The organism is Pseudomonas sp., from assembly GCF_030683065.1.
GTDB lineage: Bacteria > Pseudomonadota > Gammaproteobacteria > Pseudomonadales > Pseudomonadaceae > Aquipseudomonas.
In genome coordinates this window covers 28,695-50,158 of the sequence record NZ_JAUXMX010000031.1, presented here as the reverse complement: position 1 = coordinate 50,158, position 21,464 = coordinate 28,695, and the positions used below count along the sequence as shown (strand labels likewise).

At 62.1% G+C, this 21,464-nt stretch carries 13 protein-coding genes and 3 pseudogenes; 3 read left to right on the top strand and 13 right to left on the bottom strand.

Annotated features, from left to right (window positions below):
• Nucleotides 1-10: 10 nt before the first annotated feature.
• The 11 genes and pseudogenes from Q8K09_RS09360 to Q8K09_RS09310 form a co-directional block, all read right to left on the bottom strand.
• Nucleotides 11-2,227: pseudogene (locus Q8K09_RS09360) on the bottom strand (ribonucleoside triphosphate reductase); the annotation flags it as partial.
• Nucleotides 2,228-2,528: 301 nt separating this feature from the next.
• On the bottom strand, nucleotides 2,529-2,804 hold the full coding sequence (locus Q8K09_RS09355) for a type II toxin-antitoxin system RelE/ParE family toxin (RefSeq protein ID WP_305254695.1): 276 nt from the start codon (nucleotides 2,802-2,804) through the stop codon (nucleotides 2,529-2,531).
• Nucleotides 2,804-2,959 (bottom strand): annotated as a pseudogene (locus Q8K09_RS09350) (CopG family transcriptional regulator); the annotation flags it as partial. The gene Q8K09_RS09355 and the pseudogene Q8K09_RS09350, both read right to left, overlap by 1 nt.
• Nucleotides 2,960-3,213: 254 nt before the next feature.
• A complete protein-coding gene (gene moaA, locus Q8K09_RS09345) occupies nucleotides 3,214-4,206 on the bottom strand; it encodes a GTP 3',8-cyclase MoaA (protein ID WP_305254694.1) in 993 nt (330 codons plus the stop codon).
• Between the two features lie 184 nt (nucleotides 4,207-4,390).
• A pseudogene (locus tag Q8K09_RS09340) lies at nucleotides 4,391-5,363 on the bottom strand (peptidylprolyl isomerase).
• Nucleotides 5,364-5,454: 91 nt separating this feature from the next.
• Nucleotides 5,455-6,255: a respiratory nitrate reductase subunit gamma gene (gene narI, locus Q8K09_RS09335; RefSeq protein WP_305254692.1), complete on the bottom strand. Its 801-nt coding sequence runs from the start codon at nucleotides 6,253-6,255 to the stop codon at nucleotides 5,455-5,457.
• Nucleotides 6,248-7,003 (bottom strand): nitrate reductase molybdenum cofactor assembly chaperone, encoded by a 756-nt coding sequence (narJ, locus tag Q8K09_RS09330; RefSeq protein ID WP_305254691.1) that lies wholly within the window; start codon nucleotides 7,001-7,003, stop codon nucleotides 6,248-6,250. Before narJ ends, narI begins: the two co-directional genes overlap by 8 nt.
• Nucleotides 7,004-7,005: 2 nt before the next feature.
• Nucleotides 7,006-8,544 (bottom strand): nitrate reductase subunit beta, encoded by a 1,539-nt coding sequence (narH, locus tag Q8K09_RS09325; RefSeq protein ID WP_305254690.1) that lies wholly within the window; start codon nucleotides 8,542-8,544, stop codon nucleotides 7,006-7,008.
• 11 nt (nucleotides 8,545-8,555) lie between these two features.
• The gene (locus tag Q8K09_RS09320; protein WP_305254689.1) at nucleotides 8,556-12,341 is read right to left on the bottom strand and encodes a nitrate reductase subunit alpha; all 3,786 of its coding nucleotides are present in this window, start codon (nucleotides 12,339-12,341) and stop codon (nucleotides 8,556-8,558) included.
• Between the two features lie 69 nt (nucleotides 12,342-12,410).
• Nucleotides 12,411-13,826, bottom strand: a complete 1,416-nt coding sequence (locus Q8K09_RS09315; RefSeq protein WP_305254688.1) for a NarK family nitrate/nitrite MFS transporter — start codon at nucleotides 13,824-13,826, stop codon at nucleotides 12,411-12,413.
• 2 nt (nucleotides 13,827-13,828) lie between these two features.
• Entirely contained in the window at nucleotides 13,829-15,112 is a 1,284-nt protein-coding gene (locus Q8K09_RS09310) for a nitrate/nitrite transporter (RefSeq protein ID WP_305254687.1), read from the bottom strand.
• 236 nt (nucleotides 15,113-15,348) lie between these two features.
• Between Q8K09_RS09310 and Q8K09_RS09305 the strand changes: the two genes are divergently transcribed.
• Together Q8K09_RS09305 and narL are read left to right on the top strand one after the other, a co-directional pair.
• Nucleotides 15,349-17,148, top strand: a complete 1,800-nt coding sequence (locus Q8K09_RS09305) for a HAMP domain-containing protein (protein WP_305254686.1) — start codon at nucleotides 15,349-15,351, stop codon at nucleotides 17,146-17,148.
• On the top strand, nucleotides 17,145-17,783 hold the full coding sequence (gene narL, locus Q8K09_RS09300) for a two-component system response regulator NarL (RefSeq protein ID WP_305254685.1): 639 nt from the start codon (nucleotides 17,145-17,147) through the stop codon (nucleotides 17,781-17,783). Before Q8K09_RS09305 ends, narL begins: the two co-directional genes overlap by 4 nt.
• Nucleotides 17,784-17,890: 107 nt before the next feature.
• Here narL and can read toward each other — a convergent pair whose 3' ends face one another.
• Entirely contained in the window at nucleotides 17,891-18,517 is a 627-nt protein-coding gene (can, locus tag Q8K09_RS09295; protein ID WP_305254684.1) for a carbonate dehydratase, read from the bottom strand.
• A gap of 195 nt (nucleotides 18,518-18,712) precedes the next feature.
• Here can and Q8K09_RS09290 point away from each other — a divergent pair, with 195 nt between their 5' ends.
• Nucleotides 18,713-19,390, top strand: a complete 678-nt coding sequence (locus tag Q8K09_RS09290) for a Crp/Fnr family transcriptional regulator (protein WP_305254683.1) — start codon at nucleotides 18,713-18,715, stop codon at nucleotides 19,388-19,390.
• A gap of 76 nt (nucleotides 19,391-19,466) precedes the next feature.
• Here the strand turns inward: Q8K09_RS09290 and Q8K09_RS09285 are convergent, their stop codons facing one another.
• Nucleotides 19,467-21,062 carry a methyl-accepting chemotaxis protein gene (locus Q8K09_RS09285; RefSeq protein ID WP_305254682.1) on the bottom strand — a complete coding sequence of 532 codons (1,596 nt, stop codon included), beginning with the start codon at nucleotides 21,060-21,062 and terminating at the stop codon, nucleotides 19,467-19,469.
• Between the last annotated feature and the right edge of the window lie 402 nt (nucleotides 21,063-21,464).

Below are 21,464 nucleotides of genomic sequence, written 5' to 3'. Positions count from 1 at the left end.
CGCTGACTCGCGCCGCCGCTTCGGTGAAGTGCTGACGCTCGCGGTGCTCGGATTGCTTGCCTGGATTGAAGGCAGTGACCGGGCGGTGGTAGCCCATCACCCGGGTCCAGACTTCGCAGCGTTGGCGTTGTGCTTCTGGGAGTTGCTGAGTGTTTTGCATGGTGTCGCTCCTTGCTGTGGGTAAAGGGGGAATCCTAGGTATTCAAGAGGCGTCGTTTGTGGCGGCGCAGCCTTGCTGCTTGTGCAGCAGCGCCTCGTCGCATTTCGGGCAGAACTCGTGTTCGCCATCCAGGTAGCCGTGCACCGGGCAGATGGAAAAGGTCGGGGTTATCGTCAGGTACGGCAGGCGGAAACGGCCCAGGGCGCTGCGCACCAGTTGCTTGCAGGCCTGGATCGAGGAAATTCGCTCAGCCATATACAGGTGCAGCACGGTGCCGCCGGTGTACTTGCACTGCAGTTCGTCCTGCAGTTCCAGGGCCTCGAAGGGGTCGTCGGTGAAGCCCACCGGCAATTGCGAGGAGTTGGTGTAGTACGGCGCCTCGGCACTGCCGGCCTGGAGAATGTCCGGGTAGCGCTTGCGGTCTTCCTTGGCGAAACGGTAGGTGGTGCCCTCGGCCGGCGTCGCCTCGAGGTTGTACATCTGCCCGGTTTCTTCCTGGAAACGCATCAGGGTGGCGCGGACATGGTCGAGCAAATGCAAGGCGAATTCGCGGCCCTTCGGCGTGTGCATGCCTTCCTGGTCACCGGTGAAATTGCGCAGCATCTCGTGCATGCCGTTCAGGCCGATGGTCGAGAAGTGATTACGCAGGGTGCCCAGGTAACGCTTGGTATAGGGATAGAGGCCGGCGTCCATATGGTGCTGGATCACCTTGCGCTTGACCTCCAGGCTTTCCATTGCCAGCTCCATCAACTGATCGAGGCGCTTGAGCAGACCCTGGGTGTCGCCCTTGTACAGATAGCCGAGGCGCGCGCAGTTGATCGTCACCACCCCCAGGGAGCCGGTCTGCTCGGCCGAACCGAAAAGGCCGCCACCGCGCTTAAGCAGTTCGCGCACGTCCAGTTGCAGGCGGCAGCACATCGAGCGCACCTGATTGGGCTGCATGTCCGAATTGAGGAAGTTCTGGAAATACGGCAGGCCATAACGCGCGGTCATCTCGAACAGGCGGTCGGCGTTCTCGCTGTCCCAGGGAAAGTCATGGGTGATGTTGTAGGTCGGAATCGGGAAGGTGAACACCCGGCCCATGGCGTCGCCGGCCTGCATCACCTCGATATAGGCGCGGTTGATCAGCTCCATCTCGGCCTGCAGATCGCCGTAGGCAAACGGCATTTCCACGCCGCCGATATAGGGAATCTGCTCGCGCAGGTCTTCCGGGCACACCCAGTCGAAGGTCAGGTTGGTGAAGGGCGTCTGGGTGCCCCAGCGCGACGGCACGTTGAGGTTATAGATAAACTCCTGGATCGCCTGACGCACCTCGGCGAAACCCAGGTTGTCCTTGCGCACATAGGGCGCCAGGTAGGTATCGAAGGAGCTGAAGGCCTGAGCGCCGGCCCACTCGTTCTGCAAGGTGCCGAGAAAGTTGACCATCTGCCCCAGGGCGCTGGACAAGTGCTTGGGCGGCCCCGCCTCGACCCGCCCGGGAATACCGTTGAAACCCTCATTGAGCAGGCTGCGCAGTGACCAGCCGGCGCAGTAACCGGCGAGCATGTCCAGATCGTGAACATGTAGATCGGCCTCGCGATGGGCCTGGCCGATGGCCTCGCTGTACACCTCGTCCAGCCAGTAGTTGGCGGTGACCTTGCCTGACACGTTGAGAATCAGCCCGCCAAGGGAATAACCCTGGTTGGCGTTGGCGCGCACCCGCCAGTCCTCGCGCGACAGGTATTCGTTCATCGACGCGGCCACATCCACCAGCGCCTTGCGGTCACGACGCAGCCGGCCATGACGTTCGCGGTAGACGATATAGGCGCGCGCAGTTTGATAGAAACCGGCCTCCATCAACACCCGCTCGACGCGGTCTTGCACCTGCTCGATATCGATACTGGGCAAGTCCTGCAGGCGCAGCAGCACCGCTTCGGCCAACTCCCCCGCCAGAGCCTCGTCGAATTCACCACTGACCTCCCCCGCCGCGTAGATCGCCAGACGGATCTTGCCGAGATCGAACGCCGCGATGCTGCCATCGCGCTTGCATAACTGCTGAGGATGAAGGGCTTTAACCGGGCTGAGCATGTCGCCTCCTGACACTACATATAGATATTTATTTATCTATAACCACAATATGCAGTGAAAGTTACCCGAGAAACGTCAGTACGGGATTGACCTCGATCAAGATCCACCAACGACCTGCCACAACGCTAGATACGGCCAACTCCAGCGCTGACAACAGACCCCATAGCTCAGCCGGACACCTAACCCGTGGGGTGCGCCGCGCGCACCCAGCGCCACAGGCAATCGGTGCGCACGGCACAGCTTACGAAGCCATATCGCCGAGTCAGGGATTTTTTGTTGCGCGTGGGCCCCATTGATTCTGCTATCGACTCTCGCGGGTATGCCACAGGCGCAGCAGGTAGAGGGTGGATTCCTGGATCTCGTAGCGCATCTCATAGTGCCCGGCCAGGATACGTCGCACTTCGCGCGGATCGAATTCTTCCAGCCGTTCGCCAAGACGCGGGTTGCTCAGCAGGGTTATCGGCGCGGCAGTGAGCTGTTGAACCGTGGGCGCGGCGGCAGGCTTGTTCACGCTGGCCAGAAACTCGTAGAGCCTGGCCAAGTCATTGAGCGCCTTGCTGGTCCACTTCAACTCCATTAGCGCGGGACCGGTAGCACAGTGTCGCTGCCGAGGCTTTCGGCCCAGGCTTGAACGGCTTGATGATCGATGACCTGGCCGGCATCAACATCGGCCAGTGCTTCGCGGGTCAAGCGGCGGCGTTCTTCTTCCTGGTCGATCCAGGCGGCCAGAGCCATGGTCTAGCCGCTGAAGCTGCAGACGGCATCGGTGCTGGTGAGTTCGGGGATCTACCGGGTTTCTCGCCACCCTATGTACCTGGTTTTGTCCTGTTTCTCGCGGTCTGGGCCGTGTTTCTCACGTCGACCTGGACGCTGGCTGGGGTGCGAGGACTCGTCCTCTGTATGACCCGCTTGCAGATCACGCCAGAGGAACGTGCACTTGCATGGGGGTAAACGGAGCTTTTCGAAGGAACAGCGCAAACACGACTTCAGCCGCCACTGGCGTTCATGAATCGCAGGATCTTCACCTCACCGTCGGAGCTGAATTCATGGCGCAGTGGTTTGCGTTGCAGGGCTTGCTGCACCGCGTCGATGATCGGTTGATCGTCCAGCGGGTAGCGGCGCACCAGGGCGCGTAGGTCGATGGCGTTTTCGTGGCCCAGGCACAACAGCAGGCGGCCTTCGACGGTCAGGCGCACACGGTTGCAGGTGCTGCAGAAGTTGTGCGAATTCGGTGAAATAAAGCCGATGCGGGTAGCCGCATGTTCCTTCAGGCGCACGTAGCGCGCCGGCCCGCCGCTGTGCTCGGCGCTGTCGAGCAGGGCATGCCGAGTGGCGATCAGGTTGCGTACTTCTTCGCTGGAGCAGTACGACTCGCCGCGTGAACGGCCGACATCGCCCAAGGGCATTTCTTCGATAAAACTGATATCCAGCTGCCGGGCGATGGCGTAATCGACCAGGTCGAGCACTTCGTCGAAGTTGCGCCCTTTCATCACCACCGCGTTGAGCTTGATCCGCTCGAAGCCGGCATCGCGCGCCGCTTCGATGCCGTCCAGCACCTGGCGCAGGCTGCCGGTACGGGTGATGCCACGAAATTTGCCGGCATCCAGGCTGTCGAGGCTGATGTTCAGGCGTTTGACCCCGGCGTCGGCCAGCGGCCTGGCCAGCTTGACCAGTTGCGAGCCGTTGCTGGTCATCACCAGCTCGCGCAGGCCGGGCAAGGCGGCGATGCGTTGGCACAGCTCGACGATACCGTTGCGTACCAGCGGTTCGCCGCCCGTCAGGCGGATCTTCTTCACGCCCAGGCCGACGAACAGCGCCGCCAGCCGGTACAGCTCCTCGATCCCGAGCACCTGCTGACGCGGCAGGAAGGTCATGTCTTCGGCCATGCAATAGACACAGCGAAAATCACATCTGTCGGTGACCGACATGCGCAGGTAATCGATAGTGCGGCCGAAGCCATCCTGCAGTTGTGTGTCCATCATTCCTCCGATAACGGGCGACCTATTTTCGGTCGTGCCCACCCTCTGCGTCCATGGTTCGCTCGGCCCTAGAGCCTCAGCCACTGGGTTCCCACGCGGACGGTGGGAACATTAATCGCGGCCAAGGCCCCTCCTACAGGCGGCGTGCGCTCCCGTAGCCCGAGTGCTCTTCGCTTGCTGCGCTCTACTGCAGCAACGGTGAATCGGCCGCCTTGCAAGCGGATGCCGACGATATCCGCCGCGCCAATCAGAGTTTGCAGGTACTGCGCCACCCCCTTCTGCCATACGCCTTGTTGCAGCAGGGTGCGGATCGAGCCGGCGACCACGTCGTAGGGCAATTGCTTGCCTTCAATGCGTTGGTCGACGCTGACTACATGCCAGCCGTAGCGGCTTTCAAGCGGTTGGCCGGCCAACCCGGCAGGCAGTTTGAACAGTTGCCGCTCGAACTCGGGCACGGTCTGGCCTTTGCTCAGTTGCCCCAACGCGCCAGCCTGGGCCTTGGACGGACAGGCCGAGTGGGCCATGGCCAATTCGGCGAAGCGACCGCCATCGACGCGCAGCAGCTCAAGCAACTGATCGGCTTTCTCGCGCACCAGGCTGCGGGCCTCGCCATCGTCCGGGGCACACTCGAGCAGAATATGCCGCGCCGCCAACAAGGGCGCGGTGACGTAGCGCGCCCGGTTGCTCTGGTAATAATGCTGACAGCTTTGCTCGTCGCACTCCGGTAGGGCCACTTCCAGCTCGATCAGCTGGCGGGTGGCGGCCTCCTCCGCGCTTTCGCCAGGTTCGACCTGCACCGACAAGCCCAGCTCGACGATGCGCTGTTGCAGCAACTCACGAATCACCAGGGCCTGGGCGGCAAGAAACACCGCTTCCTCGCGACTGCCCGCCGGGTGATATTGCAGCTCCTGGGCCATGGCCTCAGGCGCGATAGTCACGCCGTTGACCGTGACCCGTGGCCACTCCTGCTCGCTGCTGGCAATCAGCGTGGGAGCTGACTCGAGCTGCTCGGCGAGTGCCTCTGGCTCATCGTCCGAGGGCCGCGACTCCGGAGTTACCTCTTGTACGCCAGGTGCGTCGACCATCAGGTCGACTGGCGGCTTCTCTGCGCCGCAACCACCCTGCCCTGCATTGCCACCACCACATCCGCATCCCATGACAAGTTCCTCGTTAATGCTTGAATCATTCATTCAAGTGCCGGTACGTGGTGGGCTAAAACGGATCGCCGCCCGGCCCACCACTGACCGCTTAAATATCCTTGGCCTTGACCGCGCCCATGGCATAGCCAGGCTGCGGTGCTGGCACAGGTTTCTCACGCACAGGCTGGGCCAGCGGACGAACCTGCGGCCGTTGCACACCCTTCTGCCGAACGATCTGGTAGCGCCGCCCCAGGTACCACACCGGTGCGCTGATGATGTGCACCAGGCGGGTGAAGGGGAACAGCACGAACAGGCTCAGGCCGAGGAATACGTGCAGCTTGTAGACCAGGCCCACCGGCTCGATGGCCGCAGCGGCTGCCATCGGTTGCAGGGTCACGGTGTATTGCGCCCAGTTGGCCAGCATCACCATCACCGAACCATCCATGTGGCTGGTCGAGGCAACGATGGTCAGCAGGCCCAGGACCAGCTGCACCAGCAGCACCACCAGCACCAGCAGGTCCGAGGTGCTGGAACTGGCCCGCACCCGTGGATCGCCGAGGCGGCGCTTGAGCAGCATCAGCAAACCGATCAGGCAGAGCACGCCGAAGAAGCCCCCCGATACCATGGCCAGCAGCTGCTTGTTCTGCGTGCTGATGACCGAGTGGTAGAGCGCCTCGGGCATCAGCAGGCCGACGAAGTGACCGGCCAGGACGAACAGCACGCCGACGTGGAACAGGTTGCTGGCGATGCGCATGTAGCGCTGCTCGGACGCCGAGCGGGCGAAGATCTGGCTCGAACCGGCCTTCCAGCTGTACTGCGACAGATCGAAACGCGCCCAGCTGCCGATGATGCAGATGGCCAGGGCAACATAGGGATACACCCCGAACGCCAACAGATTGATGTTAGACATTGCGCACCTCCTGGATCAGCTCGGTGGCTAACCCATCCTGATTGAAATCAACCCAGTGCAGCGGCACCGCCGACTCTTCACGGGCCTTGCCCGGCAAAGTGGTCTGGCTCGGGCAGCGGTCTTGCTGCTCGGCCTGGAGGAAGTCCACGGCCTCCTCCTCCCAGATCTTGTCGAGGGCTTCGAGCGAGTCGTCGCGCACCTCGGCGGCAACCTGTTCGCGCACCTCGGCCATGGCCACCTGCGGCTCGACGCCGGCAATCTGCAACAGCGCGCGGAAGCAGCTGGCGTAAGCGCTTTCACGCTCATCCAGACGAGTGGCCAACAACGCCAGCAGGTGTGCGACATCGGCCAGGCCCTCGCGGGCCTCTAGGTCTTCGCGGGTGGAGAGGAACTCCAGGTACAGCGGGATATAGTCCGGCAGTTCCTTGATGCCGATGGCGAAACCGGCCTCTTCGTACTGCGCCATCATGTCGACCATGGCCTGACCACGGTCACGCGACTCGCCGTGCACATGCTCGAACAGCAGCAGCGACAGCGAGCGACCACGACCGAACAGCGCGCCGTAGTGCTCCTGGCCGTCCATCAGGTCGTTGTCACAGATCAGCGCCAGCAGTTCGTGCAGCGCGCTGCGTTGCTGCGGGCTGATCTCGCGAGTGGCGCTGATGGCCTGGGCCAGTTCGTCGCGGCCCTCCAGCAACTGCTCGGTCGGGTAATCCAACAACAGGGAAATCACCTTGAGAATTTGCATGCTCAGTCCTCCCACAACTGTACGGTTTTAAGAATGTCGCGCTGGTTGGCCTTCTTCGCCCCGAACATGTTGGTGTCGGAGGAACCACTGCAACCGCTGCCGAAGCTAAAGCCACAGCCGGAACGCTCGGCGAAGGCATCGCTGCTCGCCTCCTCGCGGTGCGCACTGGGGATGACGAAGCGGTCTTCGTAGTTGGCGATGGCCAGGTAGCGGTACATGTCTTCGACCTGGGCCACGCTCAGGCCGACATCGGCCAGCACTTGCAGGTCCTGCACGCCGTCGACCTGCTCGGAACGCTTGTAGGCGCGCATGGCCAGCAGTCGCTTGAGTGCCAACTTGACCGGAATGATGTCGCCAGCGGTCAGCAGGTTGGCCAGGTAACGCAGCGGTATGCGCAGGCTGTCGACATCCGGGATCACCCCGTTCATGCCCACGGTGCCCGCGGTCGCGGCGTTCTGGATTGGTGACAGTGGCGGCACGTACCAGACCATCGGCAAGGTGCGGTATTCCGGGTGCAGCGGCAGCGCCAGCTTCCAGTCGACCGCCAGTTTGTACACCGGGGATTTCTGCGCGGCGTCGATCACCGATTGCGGCACGCCGTCGGCCAGGGCCTGGGCGATGACCTGCGGGTCGTTGGGGTCGAGGAAGATCTCCAGTTGCTTGTGGTACAGGTCCTGCTCGTTCGGCGTGCTGGCCACTTCAAGGATGCGGTCGGCGTCATACAGCAACACGCCGAGGTAGCGGATCCGACCGACGCAGGTTTCCGAACACACGGTCGGCATGCCGGCCTCGATACGCGGGTAGCAGAAGATGCACTTCTCGGATTTGCCGCTCTTCCAGTTGAAGTAGATCTTCTTGTACGGGCAGCCGCTGATGCACATGCGCCAGCCGCGGCATTTTTCCTGGTCGATGAGGACGATGCCGTCTTCTTCGCGCTTGTAGATCGCCCCGCTCGGGCAGGCCGCCGCGCAGGTCGGGTTGAGGCAGTGCTCGCACAGACGCGGCAGGTACATCATGAAAGTATTTTCATACTCGCCATAGATGTCGGCCTGGATCTGGTCGAAGTTCTTGTCCTTGCGCCGTTTGGCAAACTCGGTGCCGAGAATTTCTTCCCAGTTCGGACCCCACTCGATCTTCTGCATGCGCTTGCCGGTGATCACCGAACGCGGCCGTGCGACCGGCTGGTGCTCGCCGAGCGGCGCGGTGTGCAGGTGCTGGTAGTCGAAATCGAACGGCTCGTAGTAGTCGTCGATGGTCGGCAGGTCCGGGTTGGCGAAGATGTTCGCCAATATACGGAACTTGCCGCCGATCTTCGGATTGATCGAGCCGTCCTTGTTGCGGATCCAGCCGCCGCGCCATTTCTCCTGGTTTTCCCACTCCTTGGGGTAGCCGATCCCGGGCTTGGTCTCGACGTTGTTGAACCAGGCGTATTCCATGCCTTCGCGGCTGGTCCAGACGTTTTTGCAGGTGATCGAACAGGTGTGACAACCGATGCACTTGTCCAGGTTGAGGACCATGCCGACTTGCGAACGAATTTTCATGGCAATGCTCCTCAAATGTCTTGTGGCAGGGGTTGTGGCAGGGCTTCGTCGCCCAGGCCGCCGACATCGGTGCTGTCAAGCCAGTTGACCTTGTCCATCTTGCGCACCACGACGAACTCGTCGCGGTTGCAACCGACCGTGCCGTAATAGTTGAAACCGTAGGCCTGCTGGGCGTAGCCACCGATCATGTGGGTGGGCTTGAGCACCACGCGGGTTACCGAGTTGTGGTGGCCGCCGCGGGTCTTGGTGGTCTCGCTGCCGGGCACGTTCACGATGCGTTCCTGGGCGTGGTACATCATCACCATGCCGTCCTTGACCCGCTGGCTGACCACCGCACGGGCGGTCAGGGCGCCGTTGGCGTTGAAGCATTCGACCCAGTCGTTGTCCTCGATGCCGGCGCGCTTGGCGTCGTTTTCCGAGAGCCAGATGATCGGCCCGCCACGGCTCAGGGTGAGCATGATCAGGTTGTCCGAGTAGGTGCTGTGAATGCCCCACTTCTGGTGCGGAGTGATCCAGTTGAGGACGATCTCGGTGTTGCCGTTGGGCCGCTTGCCTTTGACGTAATCAATGGTGCGGGTGTTGATCGGCGGCCGGTAGCTCATCATCTGCTCGCCAAACGCCTGCATCCACGGGTGATCCTGGTAGAACTGCTGGCGGCCGGTGATGGTGCGCCACGGGATGAACTCGTGAACGTTGGTGTAACCGGCGTTGTAGCTGACCTTCTCGTCTTCGAGACCCGACCAGGTCGGGCTGGAGATGATCTTGCGCGGCTGCGCCTGGATATCGCGGAAGCGAATCGCCTCGTGCGCCTTGCTGATCGCCAGGTGGCTGTGATCCAGGCCGGTGAACTCGGACAGCGCCGCCCAGGCCTTGAGCGCCACATGGCCGTTGGTTTCCGGGGCCAGGGTGAGGATCACCTCGCAGGCATCGATGGCCGATTCGATCTGTGGCCGACCTTGGCTGACGCCTTCGGCCTTGACCTTGTGGTTCAGCTCGCCGAGGAATTCGACCTCATGCTCGGTGTTCCAGTTGATGCCCTTGCCGCCGTTTCCCAGCTTGTCGAGCAAGGGGCCGAGGGAGGCGAACTTCTTGTAGACGTTCGGGTAGTCGCGCTCGACCACGGTCATGTTCGGGCAGTTCTTGCCCGGCACCGGAGTTTCGCCGGCGGTTTTCCAGTCGATGCCGCCGAACGGCTGGGCCAGTTCGCCGGGGCTGTCGTGCAGCATCGGTACGGTGACCAGGTCCTGCTCGACGCCCAGTTGACCGACCGACATCTCGGAGAAGGCCTTGGCGATGCCCTTGTAGATTTCCCAGTCGGAACGCGATTCCCAAGCCGGATCGATAGCCGCGGACAGCGGGTGGATAAAGGGGTGCATGTCCGAGGTGTTCATGTCGTCCTTCTCATACCAGGTCGCCGTCGGCAAAACGATGTCCGAGTAGACGCAGGTAGAGGACATGCGGAAGTCCAGGGTGGTGACCAGATCGAGCTTGCCGATCGCGCCTTCGTCCACCCAGTCGACATCGTTCGGTTTGAAGCCGCCGCGCTTGCCGAGGTCTTCGTTCATCACGCCGTTCTTGGTGCCGAGCAGGTACTTGAGCATGTACTCGTGGCCCTTACCCGAGCTGCCCAGCAGGTTGGAGCGCCAGATAAACATGTTGCGCGGGAAGTTGGCCGGGTTGTCCGGCTGCTCGCAGGCGAAACGCAGGGAGTCGTCCTGCAGCGACTTGAGCACGTAATCCACTGGCGACATGCCGGCGGCCTTGGCGTCACGGGTGATCTGCAGCGGGTTGCGGTTCATCTGCGGGGCGCTCGGCAACCAGCCGGCGCGTTCGGCGCGGATGTTGTAGTCCAGCGCGTGCTCGGGGAACTGCGACTTGTCGGCCAGCGGCGACAGCAGTTCGTGCATGCTCATCTTTTCATGACGCCACTGGGACGAGTGGGCGTAGAAGAAGCTGGTGCCGTTCATCTGCCGTGGTGGACGGCTCCAGTCCAGGCCGAACGCCAGGGGCAGCCAGCCGCACTGCGGACGCAGTTTTTCCTGGCCGACGTAGTGGGCCCAGCCGCCGCCGGTTTGACCGACGCAACCGCACATCATCAGCATATTGATGAGGCCGCGGTAGTTCATGTCCATGTGGTACCAGTGGTTCATCGCCGCACCGACGATGATCATGGAACGGCCCTTGGTCTTGTCGGCGTTGTCGGCGAATTCACGGGCAATCTGGATCGCCTTCTCGCGCGACACGCCGGTGATCAGTTCCTGCCAGGCCGGGGTGCCCGGCACAGTGGCGTCGTCGTAGTCCTTGGCGACGTTACCGCCACCCAGGCCGCGGTCGATGGCGAGGTTGGCCGCCGACAGGTCGAATACGGTGGCGACCTTGGCTTGTGTGCCGTCAGCCAGGGTGATGCTGCGCACCGGTACGCGACGCAGCTGCACGGCTTCACCGGCGACATGCTGGAAGTGCTCGTGGGTCTGCCCACCGAAGTACGGGAAGGCCACCTCGGCCACATCCTCTCCGATCAGGCTCAGCTGCAGCTTGACCTCACGGCCGTCACCGCCCTCGCGGGCCTCGATGTTCCACTTGCCCTTCTCGCCCCAGCGATAGCCGATCGAACCCAGTGGCGAGACCAGTTGATTGGTTTCGCTGTCCAGGGCGATGGTTTTCCACTCGGGGTTGTTTTCCTGGCCGAGGTTGTCGGCAAGATCCGCAGCGCGCAGGAAGCGATCCGGCTGGTAGCCGTTCAGTTCAGGCGTGGCGCCGACGTGATCTTTCAGCAGCACCAGCACCGGGAAGTCGGTGTAGCGGCGCACGTAATCGGTGAAGTAGGCGCTCGGCTTGTCGAGGTGGAATTCCTTGAAGATGACGTGGTTGAACGCCTGGGCCAGCGCCGCATCAGTGCCCTGCTTGGGGTTCAGCCAGAGGTCGGTCAGCTTGGCCACCTCGGAGTAATCCGGGGTGATGGCCACGGTCTTGGTGCCCTTGTAGCGGACTTCGGTGAAGAAGTGCGCATCGGGTGTGCGCGTCTGCGGCACGTTGGAGCCCCAGGCGATGATGTAGTTGGAGTTGTACCAGTCGGCCGATTCCGGCACGTCGGTCTGCTCGCCCCACACCTGAGGTGAGGACGGTGGCAGGTCGCAATACCAGTCGTAGAAGCTCAGGCACACGCCGCCGATCAGCGACAGGTAACGGCTACCTGCCGCGTAGCTGACCATCGACATGGCCGGGATCGGCGAGAAGCCAACCACGCGGTCCGGGCCGTGCTCCTTGACCGTGTAGACGTTGGCTGCGGCAATGATCTCGTTGACTTCGTTCCAGTTAGAACGAATGAAGCCACCCATGCCGCGCTTACTCTTGTAGGACTCCGCCTTGACCGGATCCTCGACAATGCTCGCCCAGGCCTCGACCGGATTCAGACTGGCCCGCGCTTCACGCCAGAGCTTGAGCAGCGGCTTGCGCACCTTGGGGTATTTAAGGCGGTTGGCGCTATAGATGTACCAGCTGTAGCTGGCACCACGCGGACAGCCGCCCGGATCGTGGTTGGGCAGGTCGTTGCCGGTACGCGGGTAGTCGGTCAGCTGGGTTTCCCAGGTGATCAGGCCGTTCTTCACGTAGATCTTCCACGAGCAGGAGCCAGTGCAGTTCACACCGTGGGTGGAACGCACAATCTTGTCGTACTGCCAGCGCGAACGGTAGACGTTCTCCCAATCGCGCGACTCGATGCGGGTTTCGCCATGACCCTCGGCGAACTCACCCTGCTTACGGTTGAAGAAACGCAATTGGTCGAGTAGATGACTCATCTCTTTTTCCTCTCAGGCTTGCTGCGGGATCTGCGTCCCGCACACGCAATGATTCGAATTTTTTGCCGGTTAGCAGGGGACTTCCGCGCCTTTGCGCGAGTACCACCACCAGGTCACCCCGATGCAGCTGACGTAGAAGCCGATGAACACGTACAGGGCCATTTGCGGGCCGCCGGTCAGCGCCATCGAGGTGCCGAAAGACTTGGGGATGAAGAAGGCGCCGTAGGCCGCCACCGCCGAACTGAAGCCCAGTACCGCGGCCGCTTCCTTGCCGGCGTTCTTGATCGCCTGCTCGTTGACCGCTGCGGTTTGGCCGATGCTGCCGCGCTCATGCAGGGTGCGGAAGATCACCGGAATCATGCGAAAGGTGGAGCCGTTGCCGATGCCGGTGGTGACGAACAGCAACATGAACATGGCCAGGAAGCCGTAGAAGTTGCCTTCGGTGCCGGCAACCGGGATGAAGGCGAGTACGCCGAACACCGCCGCGATCATCAGTACGAAGTTCCACAGGGTGACCCGCGCGCCGCCCAGCTTGTCTGCCAGCCAGCCGCCCAATGGGCGCACCAGGGCACCGACCAGAGGGCCGAGGAAGGCGAACTGCAGCGGATCGACGCCAGGAAACTGGGTCTTGATCAGCATCGGGAAGCCGGCAGCGAAGCCGATAAAGGAGCCGAAGGTGGCCAGGTACAGCCAGCACATCAACCAGTTGTGCTTACGCTTGAAGATCACCGCCTGCTCGCTGAAGGAGGCCTTGGCGCTGCTCAGGTCATTCATGCCGAACCAGGCGGCCACGGCCACCGCAATGATGAACGGCACCCAGATAAAGCCGGCGTTCTGCAACCACAGCTGGCTGCCTTCGCCCAGTTCCTGGGCCTGACCGCCGACTGCGCCGAACAGGCCGACGCCAATCACCAGCGGCACGCTGAACTGCATCACCGAGACGCCGAGGTTGCCCAGGCCGGCATTCAGGCCCAGGGCCGTACCCTGCTGCGACTTGGGATAGAAGAAGCTGATATTGGCCATGCTTGAGGCGAAGTTGCCGCCGCCAAAGCCGCACAGCAGCGCAATGATCACGAACACGCTGTAGGTGGTGCTGGTGTCCTGCACGGCGAAGCCCATCCACAGGGCCGGTAGCAGCAATGAGGCGGTGCTCAGGGCGGTCCATCTACGGCCACCGAAGATCGGCACCATAAACGAGTAGAAAATCCGCAGGGTGGCCCCGGACAACCCCGGCAGCGCCGCCAGCCAGAACAACTGGTCGTTAGTGAAGGTGAAACCGATGCTGTTCAGACGCACGGTCACCGCGCTCCAGACCATCCACACAGCGAAAGCCAACAGCAGCGCGGGGATCGAGATCCACAGGTTGCGTGTTGCAACCTGCTTGCCGGTGCTGCCCCAGAAATGCGGATCTTCCGGGCGCCAGTCGTGAATAACCGGCCCCTGGCTAGGCTGTCCGGCGACAGGGGGATTCTTGGTTGCGGACATGCTCATTCTCCTTCAAGCGGCAGGAAAGCAGGAGCCTTGGACTTTTCTGGAGTCGTCAGACCCATAACGGGAGTTTTGCGAACTTCGCTGAAGTACATCCAGATCAGGGAGACCCAGACCACGCCGTACATCAGCATGAAACTGGAGGAGCGCACGCCGGTCAGGTCGACCAGAACGCCGAACATGATCGGCAGGATGAAGCCGCCGAGGCCGCCGGCCAGACCGACGATGCCGGAGATGGCGCCCATGTTGTCCGGGTAGTCATCGGAGATGTACTTGAATACCGAGGCCTTGCCGAAGGCGAAGGCGATGCCGACGATGAACAGCAGCACGGTGAAGGCCCAGGCATTGAGACCGATGTTGTAGGTCTGCGGGCCGTTGATGGTCTGCACGATCAGTTCGGTCTGCGGGTAGGACAGCAGGAACAGGCACACCCAACTCACCCACATCACCCACCAGGTCACGCTCTGCGCGCCCCACTTGTCCGACATCCAGCCGCCCATGGCCCGCAGGATGCCGCCCGGCAGGGAGAAGCAGGCGGCCAGCAAGGCAGCGCTCTGCAGGTTGAAGCCGTATTCCTCGACGTAGTACTTGGTCATCCACAGGGCCAGGGCCACGTAGCCGCCGAAGACGATCGAGTAGTACTGGCAGTAGCGCATCACCTTGGGATCTTTCAAGGTGCGCAACTGATCGGCCAGGGACACGTTGCTGCGTACCCGATGGCCCTTGTTCTCGTAGGTGCAGAACCAGAACAGCAGCGCGGTGATGAACATGATCGCCGAGTAGACCTTGGGCACCATCTGCCAGCTGGCTGCAGCGATGATCGCCGGCGCGACGAACTTGGTCAGCGCGGCGCCGGCGTTGCCGGCACCGAAGATGCCCATGGCAAAACCCTGGTTCTGCCGCTCGAACCATTTGGCGACGTAGGCGATACCCACCGAGAACGAGCCACCGGCGAGGCCGACGAACAGGCCAAGAACCAGAAAGTGCCAGTACTCGGTGGCCATGCTGATCATGTAGATCGGCAGCACGCAGACCAGCATCAGCAGGAAGAACACGATGCGCCCGCCAAACCTGTCGGTGAGCATGCCCAGCGGCAGGCGCACCAGGGAGCCGGTGAGCACCGGCGTGGCGGCCAGTAAGCCGAACTGGGTATCGTTGAGTTGCAGTAACTCCTTGATCGGAACGCCGAGTACGGCGAACATCATCCAGACCATGAAGCAGATGGTGAACGCCAGGGTGCTCATGCCCAGAACCAGGCCCTGTTGTGCTCTCAGACTTGCCATAGCGAACCCCCTAATTCCTGAACCATGGGCGGCACACTAGATAGGCAAGGGGGCGGTTCACTTGACCTGGGTCAATTAATTCAGAGTGGCCCAGGCCTGCCCTCCCCCCGTCTACCCCTTAAGTGGTAGTTCTTATTCATGTTAAAAATGCCTTTAAAAACATATAGTTATAAATATTAAAAATCATTGCTCACGAGACTGCGGGCAGTCCGAGTTCTTTAGAGGTAGTCCGTGCGATGTTGAGATGGATGCGCAGTTCACTGCCGGTCAGAGCCGGTTTGGCAGTGACCCTGATTGCCATATTGGCCCTGGGCAGCTCCCTCAGCGCCGGCCTGATTGCCTGGTTCAGCGAGGACGATGCGGCGGCGATCAATACCGCAGGCTCGCTGCGCATGGCCACCTATCGACTGAACTGGCAACTCGAGGCCGGTGCGCCCCCGGAAAGCATCGCCGCACTGCGTGATGACTTGCAGCTGCGGCTGGACGGCAGCCTGCAACAACACCTCAGCGGCGGCCCGAACGCCCCGCTGCCCAGCGCCTACCGTGATCTTCATCTGCTCTGGCAGGAACAGCTGCGCCCGGCCCTGGATCGCGGCGACAAGGTCGCTTTCCAGCAGCACAGCGAGAGCTTCGTCGCCCAACTGGAGCACTTCGTCATGCTCCTGCAGAAGCAGAGCGAACGCCGCCAGGGCTGGCAACAGAGCATCCAGGGCGCGGCCCTGCTGATTACCGTGGTCATCCTGCTGGTGGGCATGTACGAACTGCAGCTCAATGTGATCAGCCCGCTGCAGGAGCTGGTCAGGGCAGCCGAGCGTTTTCGCAGCGGGGATCACGGTGCACGGGTCGAGTTTCGCTCGGCTGACGAGCTGGGGCAGATGGCCGAGAGCTTCAACGCCATGGCCGAGACCATCGAGGAGTCGCACCGCACCCTGGAAAGCCGGGTGGCGCAGAAGACCCAGACCCTGGCACAAACCAATGCCGCCCTGGAACTGCTCTACCAGAGCAGCCGCAGCCTGGCCACCCGCCAGGCCAATGCCGAGCGCCTCGACGAGTTGATCAGCCGCTTCCAGCAGCGCCTGCCAGGCCTGCGCCTGACCCTGTGCCTGCAGGACAATGTGCATGCGCCCGCCGAGCAATTGCTGGCGCTGCATGGCAGTGAAACCCGGGAAATCTGCGCCCGCAGCGATTGCGATACCTGCGAACGCAAGACCAACCCCAGCCAGTCCACCTTCAGCATCAGCAACCAGGGCAATGACCTGGGCGAACTGAAAGCCTACTACCGTGACGGGCATAAGCCGCAGGCCTGGGAAACCGCACTGATCCAGGCCCTGGCCAATCAGATCGGCACGGCGCTGTCACTCAAGCGCCAGCGCGAGCAGGAGAATCGCCTGCTACTGCTCGACGAGCGCACCATCATTGCCCGCGAGTTACACGACTCGCTGGCTCAGGCGCTGTCTTACATGAAGCTGCAAGTCAGCCGCTTGCAGACCCTGATTCGCCGCGGTGAAAACGCACAAACCCTGGAAACCGTCAGCGACGAGCTGCGCGACGGCCTGAACACCGCCTACCGACAACTGCGTGAACTGCTGACCACCTTCCGCCTGCAGATCCAGGATGGCGGCCTCGACCAGGAGCTTCAGGACACGGTGCAGGAATTTGCCAAGCGTGGCGACTTCAGTGCCGAGTTGCAGATCGACCGCCTGGCCTTTCAGCTCTCGGCCAGCGAGCAGATTCACCTGCTACAAATTGCCCGCGAGGCACTGTCCAATTGCGCCCGGCATGCCCAGGCCAAGCACACCTGGCTGCGTCTGAGCCAGCACGGCGAGCAGGTCGAGCTGACGATTGAAGACGATGGCTGCGGCCTGGTTTCGGGCTTCGATCCGCACCAGCACCACGGCCTGACCATCATGCAGGAACGAGCCCGCAGCCTGCAGGGCCGCCTTGACATCGAACCCCGTGCGCCCAAGGGCACGCGCATCCATTTACAGTTCCGCCCCGAGTTTCTCGGGCGTCAAGAAGAAGGTAGTGCCGCATGAAGCCACCGATTCGCCACAGTATTCTGCTGGTCGACGACCACCCGATGATGCGTCGTGGCATGCGCCAGCTGCTAGAACTTGAGGAAGACCTGGAAGTCGTCGGCGAAGCCGGGCATGGCCAAGAGGCTCTGGATATGGTCGGCCAGCTCCAGCCCGAACTGATCCTGCTGGACAACAACATGCCGCAGATGAACGGCCTGCAGACACTCAAACGTCTGCGCGAACTGAATTTTACTGGCAAGATCCTGATCTTTACCGTGTCTGACTCCGAGGACGACATCCGCGACGCCATGCGCCTGGATGCCGACGGTTATCTGCTCAAGGACATGGAGCCAGAATTGCTGATCCAGTCTATCCGCGATGCTCTGCAAGGCAGCCTGGTAGTCAGCCCTACCCTGACCCGGATCCTTGCCCAGGCGCTACGCTCACCTCACACCAGCTCGCAAGTCGACCTCACCGACCGCGAGCGTCAGGTACTGAAGACCATCTCCGCCGGTCACAGCAACAAGGTTATCGGCCGTAAGCTCGGCATCACCGAAGGCACGGTCAAGGTTCACGTGAAAAACCTGCTGCACAAACTCGGCCTGCGCTCGCGGGTCGAGGCCGCGGTTTGGGCGATGGAGCATTTGCGTTAAGCCTGTGTATCGCCTAATGCCCCTGGTGCGCACGGCCTAGGCGGCCCGTGAAGCATGCCCGCAGTGGCCCCAGGTAGGGTGCGCCGTGCGCACCAACATCCCCACGTTCACTGATCGTAAAGAAAGCTGTCGTCGAGCTGATCCGCCCCGTTGACCGTCACCTCCAGGTCATTCACCAGACCGTCGGTAAGCCCGTAGATCCAGCCGTGCACTGCCAGCGGCTGGCCGCGCTTCCAGGCGTTCTGCACGATAGTGGTGTGGCAGACGTTACGCACCTGGCGCTGCACGTTCAGCTCGCACAACAGATTGACCCGGGCTTCGGCTTCCAAGCCGCGGAAACGTTCCAGATTCTGGTGGTAGAGCGCCTTGAGCGCGCGCAGCCAGTTGTCGATCAGCCCCAGCGCCTCATGCCCCAAGGCCGCGCGCACCCCGCCACAGCCATAGTGGCCACAGACGATCACCTGTTTGACCTGCAACACATCGACTGCGTATTGCAGCACCGAGAGAAAATTCATGTCGGTGGCCACCACCATATTGGCCACGTTGCGGTGCACAAACAGCTCACCCGGCATCAGACCGACCACCTCGTTGGCCGGCACCCGGCTGTCCGAGCAACCGATCCAGAGAAACTCCGGTCGCTGCTGCCGGGCCAGACGGGCAAAGAACTCGGGATCCCTGGCCTTGAGCGACTCGGCCCAGAAACGGTTATTGGCCAACAGTTGTTCAACGTCCATCGAAGCTCCCGATATCCCCGGCGACGGCAAGGGCATGGCGAAGGATAGCCATGCTCCGCCCAGGGCAGAATTGTCGGCGGTCAAGAATGTATCGGCCTGCCTCCTCTTCATCGAACTGCCACCAAAGAGGTAGTGCCGAGGAGGAATATTGCCGCTCGGCTGGCACGCCTAAGATGGTGCCTACTGAGGTGACCTATGCTGAGCGACTCTACGACCCTTGCCATTTTGCGCGAGCACCAATTATTCGACAGGCTGCCCGACAGCGCTTTCCAGGAAGTCGGCAACCTGGCGATTCATCGACGCTTGCACAGCCTCGACGTTCTCTTCCACCAGGGTGATCTGGCGGAGCGTTTCTATCTGCTACTGGAAGGACAGATCATCCTGACCCGCGTGCTGGCGGAGGGTAACGAAAAACTGGTCGAGGTCATCCAGCCGGGGCAGGTTTTTGCCGAGTCCCTGCTGTTCTGCGATACCCGCCTCTATCAGGTAACCGCCAGCGCACTGAAACCCAGCTGCCTGGTGAGCATCGACGGTGCCCACTACCGCCACCTGCTTGAAGTGCAACCGAGTATCTGCCTGAAACTGCTGGCCAGCCTCAGTACCCGCCTTGACCAGCGGCTGGCTGAAATCGACACCCTCGCCGTGGCCAATGCCAGCCGCCGCGTGGTGCGTTTCCTCTGTCAGGAACAGGCAGCCGGCAATGGGCAGATCAAGCTCAGCGTGCCAAAACGCCTGATCGCCTCGCAATTGGGGATCCAGCCGGAAACCTTCTCGCGCATCCTGCATCGGCTGATTGATGCAGGGCTGATCGCCATGGAGCAGCGCAACATTCGCATCATCAATACACTCAGATTGACCAGCTACTGCGAATGAAATAGGCCGCAGGATCATCTGCCGCCTATTCGCCATCACCGCTTTGGCGTGAGTGCTCTGCCCATCGTTCGCCCCCTCAACCCTGTAACCGAAAACGCCCGGTCAACGCTTGCAGTCCATCCATGCTGCGGGTGATCGCCTGGCTGGTCGACGCAGTATCGCGGGTGGACACCGCTGCCTGATCGGCGACGCCAGCGATATGGGTCAGCGAACGGTGCATGTCGTCGGCCACCTGGCACTGCTCCTCGGCCGCCGTGGCGATCTGGTTGGTCATGCCGCGAATGGTCTGCACCGCACCGACGATGTTTTCCAGCGCGCCCTGCGCGGCTTCGATCTGCAGCAAGGTGGCGTCGCTGCCCCGCCGTGATTCGTCCATGGCCCGACCGGCGCGTCCGGTCTGCTGCTGCAGGCGGCCGATCAGGCCGCTGATCTCGCCGGCTGAGCTCTGGGTTCGTGCAGCCAGGCTGCGCACCTCGTCGGCAACCACGGCAAAGCCGCGGCCCTGTTCACCGGCCCTGGCCGCCTCGATGGCGGCATTCAGCGCGAGCAGATTGGTCTGGTCGGCAATCGCACTGATCACTTCCAGCACCCGACTGATTTCCTGACTGTCGGCGGCCAGCTGCAACATCAGCTCGGATAATCCATCGACATGCCCGGACAGATCGCGAATGGCAGCGACCGAACTGCGCATGACTTCGCGACCATTGCTGGTCTCGTCGTCGGCGGTATCGGCCGCTGTCGCAGCCGCCACGGTGCTGCGTGCTACCTCCTGGGCGGTGGCAAGCATTTCCTGCATGGCGGTGGCCACCTGATCGATCTCGGCTTGCTGACCGACCACGCTGCGCGCACTTTCACCGGCAACCGCTGCCATGTGACTGCAGTGACCATCGGCCTGATTGGCGGCCAGGCGCACCGCGCGAATCATGTCGCCGACCTGTTGCAGCAATAGATTGTAGGCGGTGCAGATCTGCCCCAATTCATTGTCGGCGTAACCCACCGCCAACGGCTGGGAGAAATCGCCCTGGCTGACCCGTTCGAGCCTGCCGCGCAGTTCATCGAGCTGGCGCATCAGCCAGCTCATCCCGGTCACCCGCCCGAGTATCACCAGCACCAGGATGGCCAGGGTCGAGCCCAGCGCCACCCAGAGCTGTATCGTGGCGCTGCGGTTGGCCGCGGCCGACATCAACAGCACCACCTCGTTGCTTGCCGCGAGCAGGGATTGCGAGTCGCTGGCCAGTGTTGGCAACGCCGCGCTGTCGCCCTGGGCCACAGCCAGCACCAAGGTACGGTAACGGCTCCAGGCCTGATCGACCTGACGCAGACGCTCCTGGGCAGACGGCAGTTCTACCGCGGCGACGCCTTGCCCCGAATCGCCTTGCACCAGCAGGCGATGGGCACGTTCGAAGCGTTGCAGGGTCTCCTCCAGGCTCGCCAGCGGCAGCGCCCCTTGCGCGACCAGCAGGCTCTCCTTGGCCATTTTCTGGCTGAGCATGCGTTGCGCGCCGGCCATATCCAGCTGCCGGGCATCCTGGTCGGAGGTGAACAGCACCCCGGCAGTAAGTGCCGCGCAGAGAAAGATCAGGCTGTAGGAAAAGAAGAACTGGGTGTTGAGGGTGCGTAGGCCAAAACCGCGTAGTAGCCGCTGAATTCCGTGCGCCAAGGTGTCAGACATATCGAGTCCTTTTGCTTCTTGCAATTAAATTGATCATCGTCAAAAGCGCGCAACATCATTGCAATCCCACTTGACGCCCGGCGGGCCGTCTAGCGGCCTGTACAGTTAGCTGATTAACCCAAGTTCGGATGACTGAGGCCCTGAAACAAAGCGCTGCAACGAGTCATCACGGTCAACAAGCCTCGGCTCGCCAGACCAGCCAATTAGCCCACCGCCGCTGAATTGGCGCCTTGGTCGGCTAAAACGGAGCACCGCTCGGTCCAACCCTGGATTACTTGGTCGAGCCGAATCTTCAGTACAGCGCCTGACTTGTAAGAGACCGGGGGACACCGAGTCCTTGCTGGCGATCTGCGGCCTGATAGCCGACTTTCAGATAGCGGATCGTCGCCATACCGGATCGCC

Bases quoted from the DNA above. Each gene is read 5' to 3' on its own strand.
- Q8K09_RS09355 (WP_305254695.1), bottom strand. From the start codon at position 2,804: ATGGAGTTGAAGTGGACCAGCAAGGCGCTCAATGACTTGGCCAGGCTC.
- moaA (WP_305254694.1), bottom strand. From the start codon at position 4,206: ATGGACACACAACTGCAGGATGGCTTCGGCCGCACTATCGATTACCTG.
- narI (WP_305254692.1), bottom strand. From the start codon at position 6,255: ATGTCTAACATCAATCTGTTGGCGTTCGGGGTGTATCCCTATGTTGCC.
- narJ (WP_305254691.1), bottom strand. From the start codon at position 7,003: ATGCAAATTCTCAAGGTGATTTCCCTGTTGTTGGATTACCCGACCGAG.
- narH (WP_305254690.1), bottom strand. From the start codon at position 8,544: ATGAAAATTCGTTCGCAAGTCGGCATGGTCCTCAACCTGGACAAGTGC.
- Q8K09_RS09320 (WP_305254689.1), bottom strand. From the start codon at position 12,341: ATGAGTCATCTACTCGACCAATTGCGTTTCTTCAACCGTAAGCAGGGT.
- Q8K09_RS09315 (WP_305254688.1), bottom strand. From the start codon at position 13,826: ATGTCCGCAACCAAGAATCCCCCTGTCGCCGGACAGCCTAGCCAGGGG.
- Q8K09_RS09310 (WP_305254687.1), bottom strand. From the start codon at position 15,112: ATGGCAAGTCTGAGAGCACAACAGGGCCTGGTTCTGGGCATGAGCACC.
- Q8K09_RS09305 (WP_305254686.1), top strand. From the start codon at position 15,349: ATGTTGAGATGGATGCGCAGTTCACTGCCGGTCAGAGCCGGTTTGGCA.
- narL (WP_305254685.1), top strand. From the start codon at position 17,145: ATGAAGCCACCGATTCGCCACAGTATTCTGCTGGTCGACGACCACCCG.
- can (WP_305254684.1), bottom strand. From the start codon at position 18,517: ATGGACGTTGAACAACTGTTGGCCAATAACCGTTTCTGGGCCGAGTCG.
- Q8K09_RS09290 (WP_305254683.1), top strand. From the start codon at position 18,713: ATGCTGAGCGACTCTACGACCCTTGCCATTTTGCGCGAGCACCAATTA.
- Q8K09_RS09285 (WP_305254682.1), bottom strand. From the start codon at position 21,062: ATGTCTGACACCTTGGCGCACGGAATTCAGCGGCTACTACGCGGTTTT.